This window comes from Nonomuraea sp. 3-1Str (genome assembly GCF_031570565.1).
In the GTDB taxonomy this organism is placed as follows: domain Bacteria; phylum Actinomycetota; class Actinomycetes; order Streptosporangiales; family Streptosporangiaceae; genus Nonomuraea.
The window spans coordinates 139,322-155,149 of record NZ_JALHBK010000005.1; the positions used below are offsets into that span (position 1 = coordinate 139,322).

At 74.9% G+C, this 15,828-nt stretch carries 18 protein-coding genes; 7 read left to right on the forward strand and 11 right to left on the reverse strand.

The features are described from left to right. Positions 1–5: 5 nt before the first annotated feature. The 4 genes from MTP10_RS11190 to mshC are packed head-to-tail and all read left to right on the forward strand — an operon-like array spanning position 6 to position 3,271. Positions 6–554, forward strand: a complete 549-nt coding sequence (locus MTP10_RS11190; protein WP_310709007.1) for a DUF3090 domain-containing protein — start codon at positions 6–8, stop codon at positions 552–554. Beyond that, positions 551–1,315: an SCO1664 family protein gene (locus tag MTP10_RS11195; RefSeq protein WP_310709008.1), complete on the forward strand. Its 765-nt coding sequence runs from the start codon at positions 551–553 to the stop codon at positions 1,313–1,315. Before MTP10_RS11190 ends, MTP10_RS11195 begins: the two co-directional genes overlap by 4 nt. Before the next feature lie 23 nt (positions 1,316–1,338). Next, on the forward strand, positions 1,339–2,037 hold the full coding sequence (locus tag MTP10_RS11200; RefSeq protein WP_310709009.1) for an NRDE family protein: 699 nt from the start codon (positions 1,339–1,341) through the stop codon (positions 2,035–2,037). Positions 2,038–2,047: 10 nt separating this feature from the next. After that, complete coding sequence (gene mshC, locus MTP10_RS11205) at positions 2,048–3,271, forward strand: cysteine--1-D-myo-inosityl 2-amino-2-deoxy-alpha-D-glucopyranoside ligase (RefSeq protein ID WP_310709010.1); 1,224 nt, start codon at positions 2,048–2,050, stop codon at positions 3,269–3,271. A 31-nt stretch (positions 3,272–3,302) separates the two neighbouring features. On the opposite strand, the gene MTP10_RS11210 is transcribed toward mshC, so the two are convergent. The 10 genes from MTP10_RS11210 to MTP10_RS11255 all read right to left on the reverse strand — a co-directional run bounded on the left by MTP10_RS11210 (position 3,303) and on the right by MTP10_RS11255 (position 13,155). After that, entirely contained in the window at positions 3,303–3,842 is a 540-nt protein-coding gene (locus tag MTP10_RS11210) for an isochorismatase family cysteine hydrolase (RefSeq protein ID WP_310709011.1), read from the reverse strand. Between the two features lie 29 nt (positions 3,843–3,871). After that, a complete protein-coding gene (locus MTP10_RS11215) occupies positions 3,872–4,834 on the reverse strand; it encodes a UDP-glucuronic acid decarboxylase family protein (RefSeq protein ID WP_310709012.1) in 963 nt (320 codons plus the stop codon). Further along, positions 4,831–5,715, reverse strand: coding sequence for a glycosyltransferase family 9 protein (locus tag MTP10_RS11220; RefSeq protein ID WP_310709013.1), 885 nt, complete (start codon positions 5,713–5,715; stop codon positions 4,831–4,833). Before MTP10_RS11220 ends, MTP10_RS11215 begins: the two co-directional genes overlap by 4 nt. Further along, entirely contained in the window at positions 5,706–6,380 is a 675-nt protein-coding gene (locus MTP10_RS11225; RefSeq protein ID WP_310709014.1) for an SDR family oxidoreductase, read from the reverse strand. The genes MTP10_RS11220 and MTP10_RS11225 overlap by 10 nt, the downstream gene beginning before the upstream one ends. Positions 6,381–6,454: 74 nt before the next feature. Continuing rightward, entirely contained in the window at positions 6,455–7,789 is a 1,335-nt protein-coding gene (locus MTP10_RS11230) for a PfkB family carbohydrate kinase (protein ID WP_310709015.1), read from the reverse strand. Then, positions 7,786–8,334, reverse strand: coding sequence for an SIS domain-containing protein (locus tag MTP10_RS11235; protein ID WP_310709016.1), 549 nt, complete (start codon positions 8,332–8,334; stop codon positions 7,786–7,788). The genes MTP10_RS11230 and MTP10_RS11235 overlap by 4 nt, the downstream gene beginning before the upstream one ends. Before the next feature lie 3 nt (positions 8,335–8,337). Beyond that, a complete protein-coding gene (locus MTP10_RS11240) occupies positions 8,338–9,570 on the reverse strand; it encodes a glycosyltransferase (RefSeq protein WP_310709017.1) in 1,233 nt (410 codons plus the stop codon). Then, positions 9,567–10,580 (reverse strand): glycosyltransferase family 9 protein, encoded by a 1,014-nt coding sequence (locus tag MTP10_RS11245; protein WP_310709018.1) that lies wholly within the window; start codon positions 10,578–10,580, stop codon positions 9,567–9,569. The genes MTP10_RS11240 and MTP10_RS11245 overlap by 4 nt, the downstream gene beginning before the upstream one ends. Next, entirely contained in the window at positions 10,577–11,527 is a 951-nt protein-coding gene (locus MTP10_RS11250; protein WP_310709019.1) for a glycosyltransferase, read from the reverse strand. Before MTP10_RS11250 ends, MTP10_RS11245 begins: the two co-directional genes overlap by 4 nt. Further along, the gene (locus MTP10_RS11255; RefSeq protein ID WP_310709020.1) at positions 11,524–13,155 is read right to left on the reverse strand and encodes a carbamoyltransferase C-terminal domain-containing protein; all 1,632 of its coding nucleotides are present in this window, start codon (positions 13,153–13,155) and stop codon (positions 11,524–11,526) included. The genes MTP10_RS11250 and MTP10_RS11255 overlap by 4 nt, the downstream gene beginning before the upstream one ends. A 172-nt stretch (positions 13,156–13,327) precedes the next feature. Between MTP10_RS11255 and MTP10_RS11260 the strand changes: the two genes are divergently transcribed. From MTP10_RS11260 to MTP10_RS11270, 3 genes are read left to right on the forward strand one after another with little or no spacing between them, the layout of a single operon-like run. After that, complete coding sequence (locus MTP10_RS11260; protein ID WP_310709021.1) at positions 13,328–13,921, forward strand: HAD-IIIA family hydrolase; 594 nt, start codon at positions 13,328–13,330, stop codon at positions 13,919–13,921. Then, on the forward strand, positions 13,918–14,841 hold the full coding sequence (locus tag MTP10_RS11265) for a glycosyltransferase (RefSeq protein WP_310709022.1): 924 nt from the start codon (positions 13,918–13,920) through the stop codon (positions 14,839–14,841). Before MTP10_RS11260 ends, MTP10_RS11265 begins: the two co-directional genes overlap by 4 nt. A gap of 30 nt (positions 14,842–14,871) precedes the next feature. Further along, positions 14,872–15,156, forward strand: a complete 285-nt coding sequence (locus MTP10_RS11270) for a WhiB family transcriptional regulator (protein WP_310709023.1) — start codon at positions 14,872–14,874, stop codon at positions 15,154–15,156. On the opposite strand, the gene MTP10_RS11275 is transcribed toward MTP10_RS11270, so the two are convergent. Continuing rightward, positions 15,092–15,577 carry a peptide deformylase gene (locus MTP10_RS11275; protein WP_310709024.1) on the reverse strand — a complete coding sequence of 162 codons (486 nt, stop codon included), beginning with the start codon at positions 15,575–15,577 and terminating at the stop codon, positions 15,092–15,094. The genes MTP10_RS11270 and MTP10_RS11275 overlap by 65 nt on opposite strands. Positions 15,578–15,828 lie beyond the last annotated feature (251 nt).

The window sequence follows — 15,828 nt, forward strand, 5'->3', positions numbered from 1 at the left end:
AGGCTATGCCGGTCTTCGACTACGACCCACCAGAGAGGTTCGTGGCCGGTGCCCTGGGGCAACCGGGCGCCCGAGCCTTCTTTCTGCAGGCCAGAGCCGAGGGCAGACTGACCACGGTCGCGCTGGAGAAGCTCCAGGTCGCCGCGCTCGCGGGCAGGCTCGACGAGCTGCTCGACGAGGTGCTGCGGCGCAGCGGGGGCACCGCGCACGTGCCGGCCCTCGCACCCGCCGACCTCGCCGACGACGACCCCCTCGACGTTCCGCTCTCCGAGGACTTCCGGGTGGGCACCATGGCGCTCGCCTGGGACCCCGAGACCTCGCAGGTGGTGATCGAGGCGCAGGAGATGGTCGAAGAGGAGGACCTCGACGTGCCCGATCCCGCGGTGCTGCGGGTCCACATCAGCGCCGGGGCCGCGCGGGCCTTCACCGCGCGCGCCCTGCGGCTCGTCGCCGCGGGGAGGCCACCCTGTCCCCTGTGCGGCCAGCCCCTCGACGCCGAGGGGCACATCTGTGTCCGGCTCAACGGCTACCGCGGGGGTGAGGCGGCCTCATGAGCGCCCCGGAGAGCGAGCCCGCCGTCAGGCACTCGCACACGCCGGTCATGGATGAGGAGAGCGCGCTGAAGCTCCTCCGTGACGGGCGCCTCGACGTGGTGGGGCGCCTGGTCGAGGCGACCAACCTGACGCTCTACTGCTCCGTCACGCTCGCCGGGCAGACCGTCGCCTGCGTCTACAAGCCCGTACGCGGGGAGCGCCCGCTGTGGGACTTCCCCGACGGCACCCTCGCGGCCCGCGAGGTGGCGGCCTTCGAGGTGTCCCAGGCGACCGGCTGGCAGATCGTGCCGCCGACCGTCTACCGCGACGGGCCGTTCGGCCCCGGCATGTGCCAGCTCTGGATCGACACCGAGCGCGAGATCGACCTGATGCGGCTGGTACGCAGCCGCAACCCGGTGGTGCGGCGGATGGCGGTGTTCGACGCCGTGGTCAACAACGCCGACCGCAAGGGCGGCCACCTGCTGCCGCTGCCCACCGGCCACGTGTACGGCGTCGACCACGGCGTCTGCTTCGCCGCCGAGGACAAACTGCGCACCGTGCTGTGGCAGTGGCGCGGCAAGCCGCTGGCGCGCGAGGCCGTCGCCGTGCTGGCCAAGCTGGAGCGCGACCTGGAGGCGGGCGCGCTCGGGCGCCGGCTGCGGGAGCTGCTCACGCCGGCCGAGGTGGAGGCGACCTGGCAGCGAGTCAGGCGGCTGCTCGACACCGGCGTCCACCCGTCGCCGTCGGAGGACTGGCCCGCCATCCCCTGGCCGCCCATTTAGCGGCGTTCACTACTCTTTGCCTCATGTGCACCGTGATCGTGAAGACAGGGTGGCCACTGACCCTCCTGTTCGTGCGCGACGAGTACGCCGACCGGCCCTGGGAGGGGCCGGGCGAGCACTGGCCCGACCGCTACCCCGGCGTGATCGGCGGTCGCGACCTCAAGGCGGGCGGCACCTGGCTGGCGCTCCACCCCACGGCCCACCGCGCGGCCGCCCTGCTCAACGGCTGCGGCGTCACGGCTGCCGAGGCCACCCGGGTCTCCCGCGGGGACCTGGCCCTGCGCGCCGCCGCCACCGGCACCCTGCCGGGCGACCCGCCCCGTGCGGACGTCCCCGCGGAGGTGAGCCTGTCCGAGGCGGACCTCACCGTCTACGACCCCTTCTTCCTCCTCCTCGCCGAACCGCCGGGAGCGCGGCTGGCCGGCTGGGACGGCGAGCGGCTGACCGTCACCCGCGTGCCCGACGGCACCAACATGATCGTCAACGCGGCGGGACTCGACCCCGCCCATCCCCGCGTCGTCGCCAACCTGCCGCGCTTCCGGGCCGGTGACTGGCGCGTCCCGGGGGAGGAGGCGCCGTCCGCCGACCCCGAGTCGCTCCTGGTCCGCCACGAGACGCCCGAGGGCAAGATCCTCACGTCGCTGTCGGCCATGCGGGTCACGCTGGCCGCCGGAGATGTGACGTACGACTTCACGGACTTGACCGCCGAACGGGACAGATAGGCTCGAAGCTATGAGATCGTGGTCCGCCCCGAACGTCCCCAAGCTGCCCGGTCAGAGCGTCCCGCTGCGGCTCCACGACACGGCCACCGGGCAGGTCCGCCCGACCGATCCCGGCCCCACGGCCCGGATGTACGTGTGCGGCATCACCCCCTACGACGCCACCCATCTCGGTCACGCCAACACCTACCACGCCTTCGACCTGGTCGGCCGCGTGTGGCGCGACGGCGGCCACGACGTCCACTACACGCAGAACACCACCGACGTCGACGACCCGCTCCTGGAGCGCGCCGAGCAGACCGGCATCGCCTGGCAGGACCTGGCCGAGCGGGAGATCGAGCTGTTCCGCACGGACATGGAGGCGCTGCGCATCGTGCCGCCCCGCGAGTACGTGGGCGTCACCGAGGTCGTCGGCCGCGTCGCCGAGCTGATCGCGTCCCTGTCCGCCAAGGGCGTCACCTACGAGCTGGACGGCGACGTCTACTTCAGCTCGGCCGACGCCCCCAAGTTCGGGCAGGTGTCCGGGTACGGCGAGAACCAGATGCTGGAGCTGTTCGGCGAGCGGGGCGGTGACCCCGACCGGCCGGGCAAGCGCCACCCGCTCGACTGGCTGCTGTGGCGGGCCGAGCGGCCGGGCGAGCCGGCGTGGGACTCGCCGCTGGGCCGGGGCCGGCCCGGCTGGCACATCGAGTGCACCGCGATCGCGCTCGACCACCTGGGCGCCGGCTACGACGTGGCCGGCGGCGGCACGGACCTGATCTTCCCGCACCACGAGTGCGGCGCCTCGGAGGGGCACGCGGCGACCGGCGAGTGGCCCTTCGCCAAGTTCTACACCCACGCCGGCATGGTCGCCCTCGACGGCGAGAAGATGTCGAAGTCCAAGGGCAACCTGGTGTTCGTGTCGCGGCTGCGCCGGGAGCACGACCCGATGGCCGTCCGGCTGGTCCTGCTGGCCCACCACTACCGCGCCGACTGGGAGTACACCCCGGAGCTGATGGAGCGGGCGGAGCGGCGGCTGGCCCGCTGGCGCGAGGCGGCGGCGCTGCCGTCGGGGCCGCCCGCCGACGAGCTGCTGGCGCTGGTGCGGGAGCGGCTCGCCGACGACCTCGACGCGCCGGGCGCGCTGGCCGCCATCGACGCCTGGGCCGAGCGAGCGCTCGCGGTGGAGGGGGCCGACGCCGGAGCGCCGGCCCTGGTCCGCGACCTGTCCGACGCCCTGCTCGGCGTCGCGCTCTAGCGGAGGCCCGTCCGGCTCGGACGGGGATGCCTCACACCAGGAGGCGGCGTGACGGGATGATCTCGGCCGACATGTTGCGCTCCATCATGCGCAGCGCGGCCCGGCCGAGATCCCCGTGGACCGGCGCCACGCAGTCGGGCGGCACCACCACGTCGAACTCCCGCACGTACGCGTCCAGCGCGCTGTAGAGGACGCACTGCTCGGTCACCTGCCCGGCAAGCAGCACGGTGCCGATCCCGCGCTGCCGCAGCATGTGTTCCAGGGAGGTGCCGTAGAAGGCGCTGTGGCGCACCTTGGCCAGGAACGCGCAGTCCCTCGGCGGCACGATCGGCCGCACCAGGTCGGGCCGGCGCCCCTTCAGCGCCCGCGTCACGAGATCCTCCCGGGTGGCGGCGAAGTCGCCGTAGTTGTCGTTGACGTAGATCAGCTCCACGTCGTCGCGCCGGTGCGCCCGACCCGCCAGCTCGGCGAGCTTGGGCACGATCGGCTCCACCCCGTGCACGAGCCGGTCGGCGTCCTCGTGCTCGTACGGGTTCAGCATGTCGAGCACGATCATCGCGATTCCCGGCATCCTCGGACCACCACCCCCCGACGCCACGCTCAGGCGCCCAGCCGCTCCAGCTTGCCGTGGCCCGCCAGCTCGGCGGCGAACCAGTCGATGGTCCGGCGCAGCCCCTCCGCGGCGGGCACCGCGGCCCGCCAGCCGAGCCGCTCGGCCGCCAGCGTCGTGTCCGGCCGGCGCACCATCGGGTCGTCGGCCGGCCGTTCGATGAACTCGATCGGCGACGACGACCCGGTCAGCTCCTTGATCAGCGTGGCCAGCTCCAGCATGGTCAGCTCGCCGGGGTTGCCGATGTTCACCGGGCCGGCGAAGTCGCTCCCGGCCATGGCCAGGATGCCCGTGACCGTGTCGTCGACGTAGCAGACGGACCGGGTCTGCCCGCCGTCGCCGGTGATCGTGATCGGCTCGCCCAGCAGCGCCTGCCGGATGAAGGTCGGGATCGCCCGGCCGTCGAAGGGCCGCATCCGCGGGCCGTACGTGTTGAAGATCCGCACGATGCCGGTGTCGGTGTCACGGGAGTGCCGGTAGGCGGTCGTCAGCGACTCGGCGAAGCGCTTGGCCTCGTCGTACACGCTGCGCGGCCCGACCGGGTTGACGTTGCCCCAGTACGTCTCCTTCTGCGGGTGTTCCAGCGGGTCGCCGTACACCTCGCTGGTGGAGGCCAGGATGAACCGGGCGCCCTTCTCCCGTGCGAGCCCCAGCGCGTGCAGCGTGCCGACGCTGCCCACCCGCAGCGTCTCGATGGGGTAGCGGAGGTAGTCGGCGGGGGAGGCGGCCGAGGCGAAGTGCAGCACCAGGTCCAGCCGGTCGGGGACGTGGACGTACCCGGTCAGGTCGCACTCGATGATGCGGAACTGGGGGCGGTCGATCAGATGCTCGACGTTGCGCGGCCCGCCGGTGAGGAAGCTGTCCATGCAGATGACCTCGGCTCCCTGGCCGAGCAGGCGTTCGCACAGGTGGGAGCCGAGAAAACCGGCTCCACCGGTAACCAGAGCCCTCATGACGTGACCTCCATCACGGCCTCGACGACTTCGGAGACTTCGATCCGCAGCAGGCCGGGGTCGACCCGGTCGCCGTGCGGGTCGCCGGGCAGCCCGGCCCACAGCGCGACGTGCCGCCAGCCGGGCGGCGGCCCCCACCACGCGGGCGGCACCGGCCCGAACAGCACCACCGACGGCACGCAGAACGCGGTCGCCAGGTGCCCCACGCCCGTGTCGCCGCACACGACGAGCCGGGCCCGGCCCACCAGGTCGATCAGCCCGGCCAGGTCGGTGCGGCCGGCGAGCACCCGCCCGGCGGGCAGCCCGGCCAGCTCCGCCACGCGCGCGGCGATGGCCTCCTCCTCGGCGTTGCCGGTGACGACGACCTCGCCCACGGAGCCCTCCAGGGCCGCGGCCACCTGCGCGAACCGCTCGGGCGGCCAGCGGCGCGACGGGAAGGCGGCGCCCGGGTGGACGACCACGGGCCCGGTCCGGTCCGACACGCCCAGCGTCAGGTCCGACGGGTCGGCCTTGACGCCGTACCACTCCAGCATGTCGCACCAGCGCCGCACCTCGTGCACGCCCTCCCGCCACGGCGGGCCGTCGGTGTGGCTCAGCAGCCGCCCGGGCCGGGTACGGCGCAGCGCCTCGACGCTCTGCGGGCCCTTGCCGTGCAGGTTGACGGCCACGTCGGGCCGTTCGACCGGCACCGGGCCGGGACCCCGCACGTCGATCAGGTCGTCGACGGCCCCGGTCAGCGGGATGAGCGGCCGCAGCGCGGCCGGCGCCGCGAGCGTGATCCGGTGGACGGGGAACTCCTGGCGCAGCGCGCGCAGCGCGGGCACGGCCGTGAGCAGGTCGCCCAGGCCGAGCCCGCGCAGCGCGACGAGTTCTAGGGCCATGACGTCTCCGTCGAGGGGCACACGACCAGTTCCCTGACCTCGCACCCGGCGGGCTGCCCGAGCGCGAACACGATGGTCCGCGCCACGTCGGCCGGATCGTTCAGGCCCGCGTCGGGCCCGGGTTTGTACTGCTCCGGCCGGCCGTCGAAGAACGCGGTCCGCATGCCGCCGGGCACCAGGAGCGTCACGCCCACCTGCCCGGCCAGCTCGACGGCCAGCGCCCGGGTGAAGCCCACCACGCCGAACTTCGACGCGCAGTACGCGGTGGCGTCGCTGAGCGGCCGCAGCCCCAGCGTGGAGGCGCAGGTGACGACCTTGCCGCGCGACGTCCTCAGGTACGGCAGCGCCGCGCGCACGACCGAGGCGGTGCCCAGCAGGTTGACCATGATCACGCGGTCCCAGTCGTCGGCGGCCACGTCCTCCAGCCGCCCGCAGGCGTCGACGCCCGCCGCGGTGACCACGGCGTCGAGCCCGCCGGCCCGCTCGGCCAGCTCGCGCACGGCCCGCTCGGCCTCGGCCCGGTCGGACAGGTCGGCGACCACGTGATCGACGCCCTGCCCGGGCTCGCGCACGTCGGCGACCAGCGGCCGCCAGCCCTCCTTGGCCACGGCCTCGGCGGTGGCCAGGCCCAGGCCCGAGGCCCCTCCGGTGATGAGGACGTTCATGTGCTCTCCTTCTCGTGGCGGTTTCTCGTGGCGGTACGGCTCCCGCGCACCGCGGGAGCCCCGGCCGACGCGGCTCAGCGGATCTCCCTGATGAGGTTGGTCGTGGAGCGGCCCGGCAGGCTGCTGAGGACGACGATCTCGGCGCCGAGCCGGTCCAGGATCTCGGCCTCGGGCAGCACGTCGCCCTCGTAGTCGCCGCCCTTGACCCACACGTCCGGCCTGAGCCGCTCGATGGCCGCGGCCGGGGTGTCCTCGTCGAACACCAGCACCGCGTCCACGCAGGCCAGCGCCCGCAGCACCTCGACCCGGTCGCGGACGTCCACGATCGGGCGGGTCGGTCCCTTGAGCCGGCGGACGGAGTCGTCGGAGTTGACGCACACCACCAGGGCGTCGCCGAGCGCGCGGGCCCGCCGCAGCAGGCTGACGTGGCCGGCGTGCAGCAGGTCGAAGCAGCCGCCGGTGGCGATGAGCCGCCCGCCGTACGCGCGGGTCAGCTCGGCCACCTCCAGCGCGGTGCGCGGCCGGTCGCCGAGCTCCTGCTCCTGGGTGCGGATGGAGGCGGCGCCGCCCCGCTCGACGAAGCGCGACGCCTCGCCGACGCCGATGGTGACCGCCTCCTCCACGCCGGAGCCGTCGCGCAGCGCGAGCGCGGAGGCGGCGGCCAGCCGGTCCCCGGCGCCGCACACGTCCTGCCCGGAGGCGGACACCGGCGCCGGCACCTGGGTGAGCGCGCCGCCCTGGCGGGCCAGCGCCGCGCCGCGCACGCCGAGCGTGACGGCCACGGCCCGCGCCCGCAGCGAGCGCATGAGGTGGCGGGCCGCCTGGTCGGGGCCCTCGTACGGGACGTCGCACATGAGGCGGGCCTCGGCCTCGCTGGGCGTCAGCAGCGCGCACCCGGGCACCGGCTCCTGGCCGAGCGGGTGCGGGTCCCACACGAGCGGCACATCCAGCCCGCGCAGGGCCTCGCGCACCGCCCGGGCGACGCCCCGGCCGTAGTCGGACACGAGCACGGCCCCGGCCTGGCGCAGCGCCGCGGCGACCTCCTCGCCCGCCGCGTGCCGGGCCCTGCCGTCGCCGGAGTCGACGCGCACCAGCGTCTGCCCCCGCGCCCGGACGCGGGTCTTGCGCACGGTGCCGCCGCGCAGCGGCAGCCGCACCAGCTCCACCTCGCCGGCCAGCAGCCCGCACAGGCGCCGCCCGTCCTGGTCGTCGCCGATCGCGGTGACGAGCACCACGTCGGCGCCGTCGCGGGCGGCCAGCAGCGCCGCCAGGCCGGCTCCTCCCGGCCGGGAGTGCTCGGCCTCGACGTCGATCACGGGGACGGGCGCGTCCGGGCACAACCGGTCCGCGACGCCCTCGACGTCCACGTCCAGCAGGGTGTCGCCGATGACGACGAGCGGACCGCTCACAGCGCCTCCTCGACCGCGTCGCAGAGCAGGTGGATGAGGGCGAGATGCACCTCCTGGACCGTCGCGGTCTCCTCGGCGGGCACGGTGACGGCCTCGTCGCACAGTCCCGCCAGCGGGTTGGGGCCGGGCCCGGTCAGCGCCCAGGCGAGCATCCCGCACTCGCGGGCGGCCTTGGCGGCGGCCAGCACGTTCGCGCTGCCGCCGCTGGTGGACAGGCACACGAGCACGTCGCCCTCGCGGCCGTGGGCGCGCACCTGCCGCGCGTACGCCTCCTCGGCGCCGTAGTCGTTCACGATCGCCGTCAGCGACGAGGTGTCGGCGTGCAGCGGGATCGCCGCGTACGGCGGGCGGTCGGCACGGAAGCGGCCCACCAGCTCGGCCGTCAGGTGCTGCGCCTCGGCCGCCGAGCCGCCGTTGCCGCAGGCCAGCAGCCTGCCGCCGGAGCCCAGCACCCCGGCCAGCTTGCCGCCCCACGCGCGGACGACGGCCGTGTGGCCGTCGACGCGCGCCAGGGTGGCGCACAGCTTCTGCAGATGCGCGTCCATGGCTCACCCTCCCAGCGCGGTGAGACGGCACAGCCTGCCGTCGATGACCTGCGTGTACACGGCCTCCGTGCGCTCGGCGACGCGCGGCCAGCCGTACCGTTCGCGCGCCCTGCGCGCCCCGGCCGCGCCCATCGCGCGGCGCCGGGCCGGATCCGCCAGTACGTCCTTGAGCGCCCTGGCCAGGGCGCGCGGGCGGCGGGGCGGCACGAGCAGGCCGCATCCGGCGACGGTGTCGAGGTGGCCGCCGACGGCCGAGGCGATCACCGGCACGCCGCACGCCATCGCCTCGACCGGCGCCATCCCGAACGGCTCGTACCACGGCACCGTCACCAGCACGTCGGCCGAGCGCATGAGCGCGGGCACCTCGTCGCGCGGGACGCTGCCGACGACCCGCACCCGGTCGCCGATGCCGCACCCGTCGGCCAGGTCGCGCAGCCGTACCGCCTCCTCGTCGTCCACGCGCCCGCCGGCGATCACCAGCTCGGCGCGCGGCAGCAGCCGCATGGCCTGCACGACGGTGTCCACGCCCTTGCGCGGCACCAGCCGGCCGATGCTGAGCACCCGCGCCATCCGCCCGCCGCCCGGGGCTCCCGCGCCGTCCCAGGCCCAGGAGGCGCCGGAGGGTGGCGCCGACGGGCCGTCGGGGCGGAACACGCCGGTGTCCACGCCGCACGGCACGATCGCGATCCGCTGCTCGGGCACGCCCATCGCGCGCAGCTCGTTCACCTCGTCGCGGCAGGTCGCGAGCACGGCGTCGGCGCTGCGGCCGATCTGCCGCTCGGTGTCCACGCGGTGGGCCGGGCTGGTGTCGGCGGCGCCCTGCCAGCGCCGCTTGACGGTGCCGAGCGCGTGGAAGGTGTGCACCACCGGCACGTTCCCGGCGGCCCGCAGCGAGGCCTGCCCGCTCATCCAGAAGTGCGCGTGGATGACATCGGGCGGCTCCTCCTCCCATCGCGCCGCCAGGCGCGCGGTGAACTCCGGCATGTACGGCGGCAGCTCGTCCTTCGGGACCGGCGCGGCCGGGCCCGCGGTGACGTACTCCACGCGCACGCCCGGAGCGATCACGACGCGGTCCGGCTGGTCCTGCCCCCAGCGCCGGGTGTGGACGACCACCTCGTGGCCGCGCGCCCCGAGGGCGGCGGCCAGGGCGGCGACGTAGACGTTCTGCCCGCCGGCGTCGACGCCGCCGATGGCCGCGAGCGGGTCCGCGTGCTCCGAGACCAGGGCGATTCTCACTGGTTCAGCTCCCTCACTGCCTTGACGACCTGCTCACTGGTCACCTGCGCCAGACAGGGATGGCCGGGCACCGGGCACACGCGCGCCCGGGAGTCCCGGCATGGTGCCCCCTGGTCGCCGAGCAGGACCGTGGGGACCCGGTACGGGGCCCACCGCGCGGCCGGGACGACCGGGGCGAACAGGCTGACGACCGGCGTGCCGACCGCCGCCGCCAGGTGGGCTGGGCCGGTGTTGCCGGCGACGAGCACGGCGGCGCCCTCGATGACGGCCGCGAGCTCCGCCAGCGTGGTCGCGCCGCCGAGGTCCACGGCCGCCTCGGGGGCCCCGGCCGCGACATGGGCGGTCAGCTCACGCTCCATGCCGGTGACGACGATCCGGTGGCCGTCGTCGGCCAGCTCCCGCACCGCCTCGCGGTTGCGCTCGGGCGGCCAGGTCCGGGCGGGCGCCGACGTGCCGGGGTGCACGACGACGTACGGGCCGGGACCGAGGCCGAAGCGGGACACGTCCGGCAGCGGGCGGCGGACGGCGAGCCGGCCGTCGTCGCCGGGCGGCAGGTCGAAGCCGGCGGCGCGGGCCACGGCGAGCATCCGCTCCGCCTCGGGGACGTCCAGCCCCTCGTCGACGACGTGCCGCACGTCGAGCAGCGAGCCGGGGTAGTCGTTGCTGATGGCGCAGATCCGGCCCACGCCGGCCAGCCGCAGCAGCAGCGCCAGCGGCAGCGCCGACTGGTGGAACGAGGTGAGGATCACCGCCTCGTCGACGCCGCGGATCCGGCCGAGCAGGTCGTCCACGTCCTCCGGGGACACGGGCGGCGGCCGGTGGTCGATCCACGGCGCCTGCCACACGATCACCCGGTCCACGCCGGGCAGCAGCTCGGCCGCGGCCCGGCCGCGCGGCCCGGCGAGCACGGTCACCTCGCGCGCGTGCGCGCTCACGGCCCGGACGGCGGGGCCGGCCAGCAGCACGTCCCCGGCGTCGTCCAGCCGCGCCACGAGCACCCGTCCGCTCATCGCCGCACCTTCCATTCCCCCCGCAGCCGGTGCGCGCAGGCGACCGGCGGGATCAGCACGCTGGTGACGGCCATCCGCAGCACCTCGCGCGGCGTCCGCGGGCCGGGCGCGATCCGCGCCCAGACGAACTCGGCGGTCAACGCCGCCCACCCCGCGCCCGCCGCCGCCAGGAAGGCGGTGTCCGGCCGGCGGGCGCCCAGCAGCCGGGCCACGCCGAGGCCCGCGGCGGCCATACCGAGGGCCGTGGCCGCGGCGTGGCGGCGCAGCCGTCCCCGCGCCCCGCCGATCGCCTCCCGCCACCCCGGCCCGTGCAGGCGCCGCATCAGCGCGTCGTCGGCGTTGCCCCGCTGGAAGCGCACGCTGGCCCAGAACCCGTCGTCGCGCACCGGGTGCACGGTCACCCGCTCGCCCCGCACCAGCCGGTGCCCCCGATTGGTCAGCCGCAGCGCCAGGTCCGCGTCCTCGCGGTAGGCCCGGGGGAAGCGCTCGTCGAACCCGCCGACCTCCTCCAGCGCGGCCCGCCGGTAGGCGATGTCGGCGGTGATCCACAGCGCCCCGGCCAGGCCCGCCGTGTTCCGCTCGGCGTCGGTGGGTCTCCGGCCGGCGGGCAGCGGCACCCTGATCCGCCCCTGGCTGCCCGCGACCGGCGGCGACAGCCCGGCCAGGTCCTTCCACAGCGCCTCGTACCAGCCGGGCCCCGGCACCACGTCGTCGTCGAGGAAGGCCACCCACGGCGTCGAGGCCGCCCGCCAGCCCGCGTTGCGCGCGGCGGCGGGCCCCCGCCCGCCGGACCGCACGACCGTCACGTGCCCGGGTGTCACCAGCGGCGCCCCGTCATGTCCGGCCGGCCGATCGTCCACCACGATCACCGGCACGTCCGGCCCGAGCGCCGCGAGCGTCGCGCGCAGGCTCGGCCGCCCCACCGTGGGGACCACCACCGTGATCACTGAGCGAACACCTCCCGCCGCCGCACCAGGTACGGCCCGAGGGCGAGCACGTCCACCGGCGAGGAGCCGAAGCACTCCAGCGCGTCGCGCGGGTCGTCCACCATGGGCCGCCCGGCGGTGTTGAGGCTCGTGTTGACCACGACCGGAAGCCCGGTGCGGGCCTCGAACGACGACAGCATCCGGGCCAGCAGCGGCTCCGAGCGCGGCGACACCGTCTGCACCCGCGCCGTCCCGTCCACGTGCACCACGGCCGGGATCCGCTCCCGCCACGCCGGGTCGACCTCGTGCACGAACAGCATGTACGGCGAGGGCACCGGCCCCCGCGTGAAGATGTCGCGGGCCCGCGACTCCAGCACCATCGGCGCGATCGGCCGGAACTGCTCGCGGCCCTTGACGTCGTTGAGCCGCTCGGTGTTGCGGGCGTGCCCCGGGTGGGCGAGCAGCGAGCGCCGGCCGAGCGCCCGCGGTCCGTACTCGGAGCGGCCCTGGAACCAGGCGACGATCCGGTCGGCGGCCAGCTCGGCCGCCACCGCGTCGGCCAGGTCGGCCGGCCGCGTGTACGGCACCCGCGCCACGTCCAGCCAGGCGCCCAGCTCCTCGTCGGTGAAGCCGCGACCCAGGTCGGCGCCGATCATGGGCGTGGCCCGCTCGCCGTACGCCTGCGCCAGGTGCAGGGCGCCGCCCAGCGCGGTGCCGGAGTCGCCCGCGGCGGGCTGCACCCACACCTCCTCGAACGGCCCCTCGTCCAGCAGGCGGGTGTTGGCGACGCAGTTGAGCGCGACCCCGCCGGCCAGCGCCAGGCGCCGCTCCCCGGTGCGCTCGTGCAGCCAGCGGACCAGCTCCAGCAGCACCTCCTCCAGCCGCGCCTGCACGCTCGCGGCGAGGTCAGCGTGGTCCGGCGTCCACGGCGAGCCCCTGGACAGGGCCTTGGCGTAGGAGTTCCAGTCGATCGGCTCGACCCGGAACCCGCCGTCCTCCGTGGTGCGGATCAGCTCGCGCAGCGACTCCAGGTGCCGCGGCCGGCCGTAGGAGGCCAGCGCCATGACCTTGTACTCGTCGCTGGAGCGCAGGAAGCCCAGGTGCTGGGTCACGTCCTCGTACATCAGCCCGAGCGAGTGCGGCAGCTCCTGCGCGGCGAGCACCTCCAGCTCGCCGTCGCGGTAGCGGCCCGCCAGGTGGGAGACGTTCTCGCCGCGGCCGTCGCACACGAGCACCGCGCAGTCCCGGAACGGCGCGGCCAGCCCCGCCGAGGCGGCGTGCGCCACGTGGTGGGGGACGAAGCGCACCCGCGCCGGGTCCAGGCCGGGCAGGGCCGTGGCGAGGAAGTTCGGCGCGCGCACCGCGTACCTCGTGCGCAGGTCCTCCCAGTCGCCCTCGGGACGCCGGACGACCAGGGCCGGATCGTAGGAGTAGGCGACCGCGTCGAGATCCTCGGGGGACAGCCCGGCCTCGGTCAGGCACCAGGCGGCCGCCAGCTCCGGCAGCTCCCAGGCCGAGAAGGCGAGCGGCCGCTTGCCGTGCTTGCGGCGGCTGAACCGCTCCTCCTCCGCGGCGGCGACGATGCGGCCGTCGGCGACGACCGCCGCGGCGGGGTCGTGAAAGATCGCGTTGATGCCGAGAAATCTCATCTGGCTCCTCCCACCGGATGGAGAACCGCTACCGAGAGAAGCGACTCTCAAACATGCGGCATCGCGTGGAGGTGCGAAAACAGCCTGCGGGCTCTGCGATTGGTCACGCTCAGTAGTTGTTTGTGGGGGACCTCGCCGGGTAGCTGACCGGCCGGCGTGACGGAGGTGAGCGGTGTTCGTACAGCGAGGTCCCGGGGCCGTGCTCTTCGACCGTGACGGGACCCTGATCAGGGACATCCCGTACAACGGGGACCCCGGCAAGGTGCAGCCGATGCCGGGGGCGGTCGAGGCGCTGTCACGCCTGCGGCGCGCGGAGATCCCGGTGGCCGTGGTGACCAACCAGTCCGGGGTGGCCAAGGGGCTCATCACGCCCGACGAGATGGGGCAGGTCAACGCCCGGGTCGAGGAGCTCATGGGGCCGTTCGACGCGTGGGCGATCTGCGTCCACGACGACGGCGACTGCTGCACCTGCCGCAAGCCCGCGCCGGGCCTGGTCATCAGGGCCGCGGCCGTGCTGGACGTGAGCCCGCGCGACTGCGTGGTGGTCGGCGACATCGGCAGGGACATGGAGGCGGCGCGCGCGGCGGGCGCCCGCGGCATCCTCGTGCCCACGCCGCAGACGCTGCACCAGGAGGTCCTGGAGGCCGCCGAGGTGGCCGCCGACCTCACCGAGGTGACCGACCGGCTGCTGGGCGACCTGGAGGCCGCCCCCGTCCCCGCCGGCCACTCGCGCCGGGCCCGCGTGATCGGCTGGAGCCGCTGGTGAGGATCCTCCTGTGGCACGTCCACGGCGCGTGGACCAGCGCGTTCATCCGCGGGCCGCACGAGTACGTCCTGCCGCTCGTCCCCGGTCGCGGCCCCGACGGCCTGGGCCGCGCCGACACCTACGACTGGCCCGGGAGCGCCCGCGAGGTCAGCTGGGACCGGCTGCGCCACGAGCCGATCGACGCCGTCGTCTACCAGCGCCCCCGCGACCTCGACCTGGCCCGCGAGTGGCTCGGCCGCGACCTGCCCGGCGTCTACGTCGAGCACAACACGCCCGCGGGCGACGTGCCCCGCACCCGCCACCCGCTCGCCGGCCGGGACGACATCACGCTCGTCCACGTGACCCACTTCAACGACCTGTACTGGGACAACGGCAGGGCCCCCACCCGGGTGATCGAGCACGGCGTCCCCGACCCCGGCCACCTCTACACCGGCGAGCTGCCCCGGGCCGGCGTCGTGGTCAACGAGCCGGTGCGGCGCACCCGCGTCGCCGGCACCGACCTGCTGCCCCGCTTCCACGAGGCCGTGCCGCTCGACGTGTTCGGCATGAAGGTCAGGGAACTGCCGTACGGGACGTACGAGGACCTGCCGCAGCACCTCATGCACCGGGAGCTGGCCCGGCGGCGCGTCTACCTGCACCCGTACCGGTGGACCTCGCTCGGGCTGGCCCTCATCGAGGCGATGACGATCGGCATGCCGGTCGTGGCGCTGGCCGCCACCGAGGCCGTCGAGGCCGTCCCGCCGGAGGCGGGCGTCATCTCCACCAGGATGAACGTGCTGGTCGGAGCGCTGAAGGAGTTCGCCGCCGATCCGGAGCGGGCCGCCCAGGCCGGGAAGGCCGCCCGCGCCGCGGCCCTGAGCCGCTACGGGCTCGGCCGGTTCCTCGCCGACTGGGACAGGCTGCTCGACGAAGTGGTGTGACCCGCGGGGAAAGGGGTAGGCGCCCTGAGCATGATGATGCTCGACTGGTCACGCAGGGCCGCCTGCCAGGCCATGGACCCGGAACTGTTCTTCCCGATCACGATGGAGGGGCCGGGCCGTGAGCAGGTGGAGCAGGCCAAGTCGGTGTGCCGGGGATGCCCGGTGCGCCAGCCCTGCCTGGACTACGCGATCGACACCCGCCAGGTCAACGGCGTCTGGGGCGGCACCGACCCCGACCAGCGCCGCTCCCTCATCCCGATGGTCGTGCGACGGCCAGAAACCGTTCCCGCTCGCCTGCTTCCAGGTGATCGCTGAACAGCACGCCGTCCAGATGGTCCACTTCGTGCTGCAGCACCCTCGCCAGCACGCCCAGCGCCCGTACCGTCGCGGGCTTGCCGAACATGTCACGGCCGCGCGCGACCACCATGTAGGAGCGCTCCAGCGGCCACCACACCCCCGGCGCCGACAGGCAGGCCTCGTCCGCCGTCACGCGTCGTTCCGACAGCTCCAGGCGGGGGTTGACGAGGTGGCCTGACCGGCCCTCGTACGCGTAGGCGACCACCCGCAGCGGCACCCCGATCTGGGGCGCCGCCAGCCCCGCGCGCCCCGGGCCGGCGCGCATCGTCGCGATCAGCGCCTTGACCACGCCGCGCAGCTCGCGGTCGAAGTCGCGCACCGGCGCCGCCACCGAGCGCAGCACCGGGTCGTCGAACAGGCGGATGGGCCGGACCGTCACCGAACCTCCCCGAAAGGTCGCTTGGTCACCCGGAAGGCTTCCCGCGCCCGCTCGCGATCAATCCCGGACGGCGGCGGATGTGGCACCGCGGTGACAACTGCCTGCCGTTCTCGCCGCGCACGGTTTCCGGGGCGCTTGTAGCACAGCGGTAACAGAAGGGACCCAGCGGCGAAACGGCACGAAAGCACCATGGAGCGCGTGATCTCACTTCTGGCTCACGTGCCTGTGATGCCCGGCCGGGTGCTCGGGGC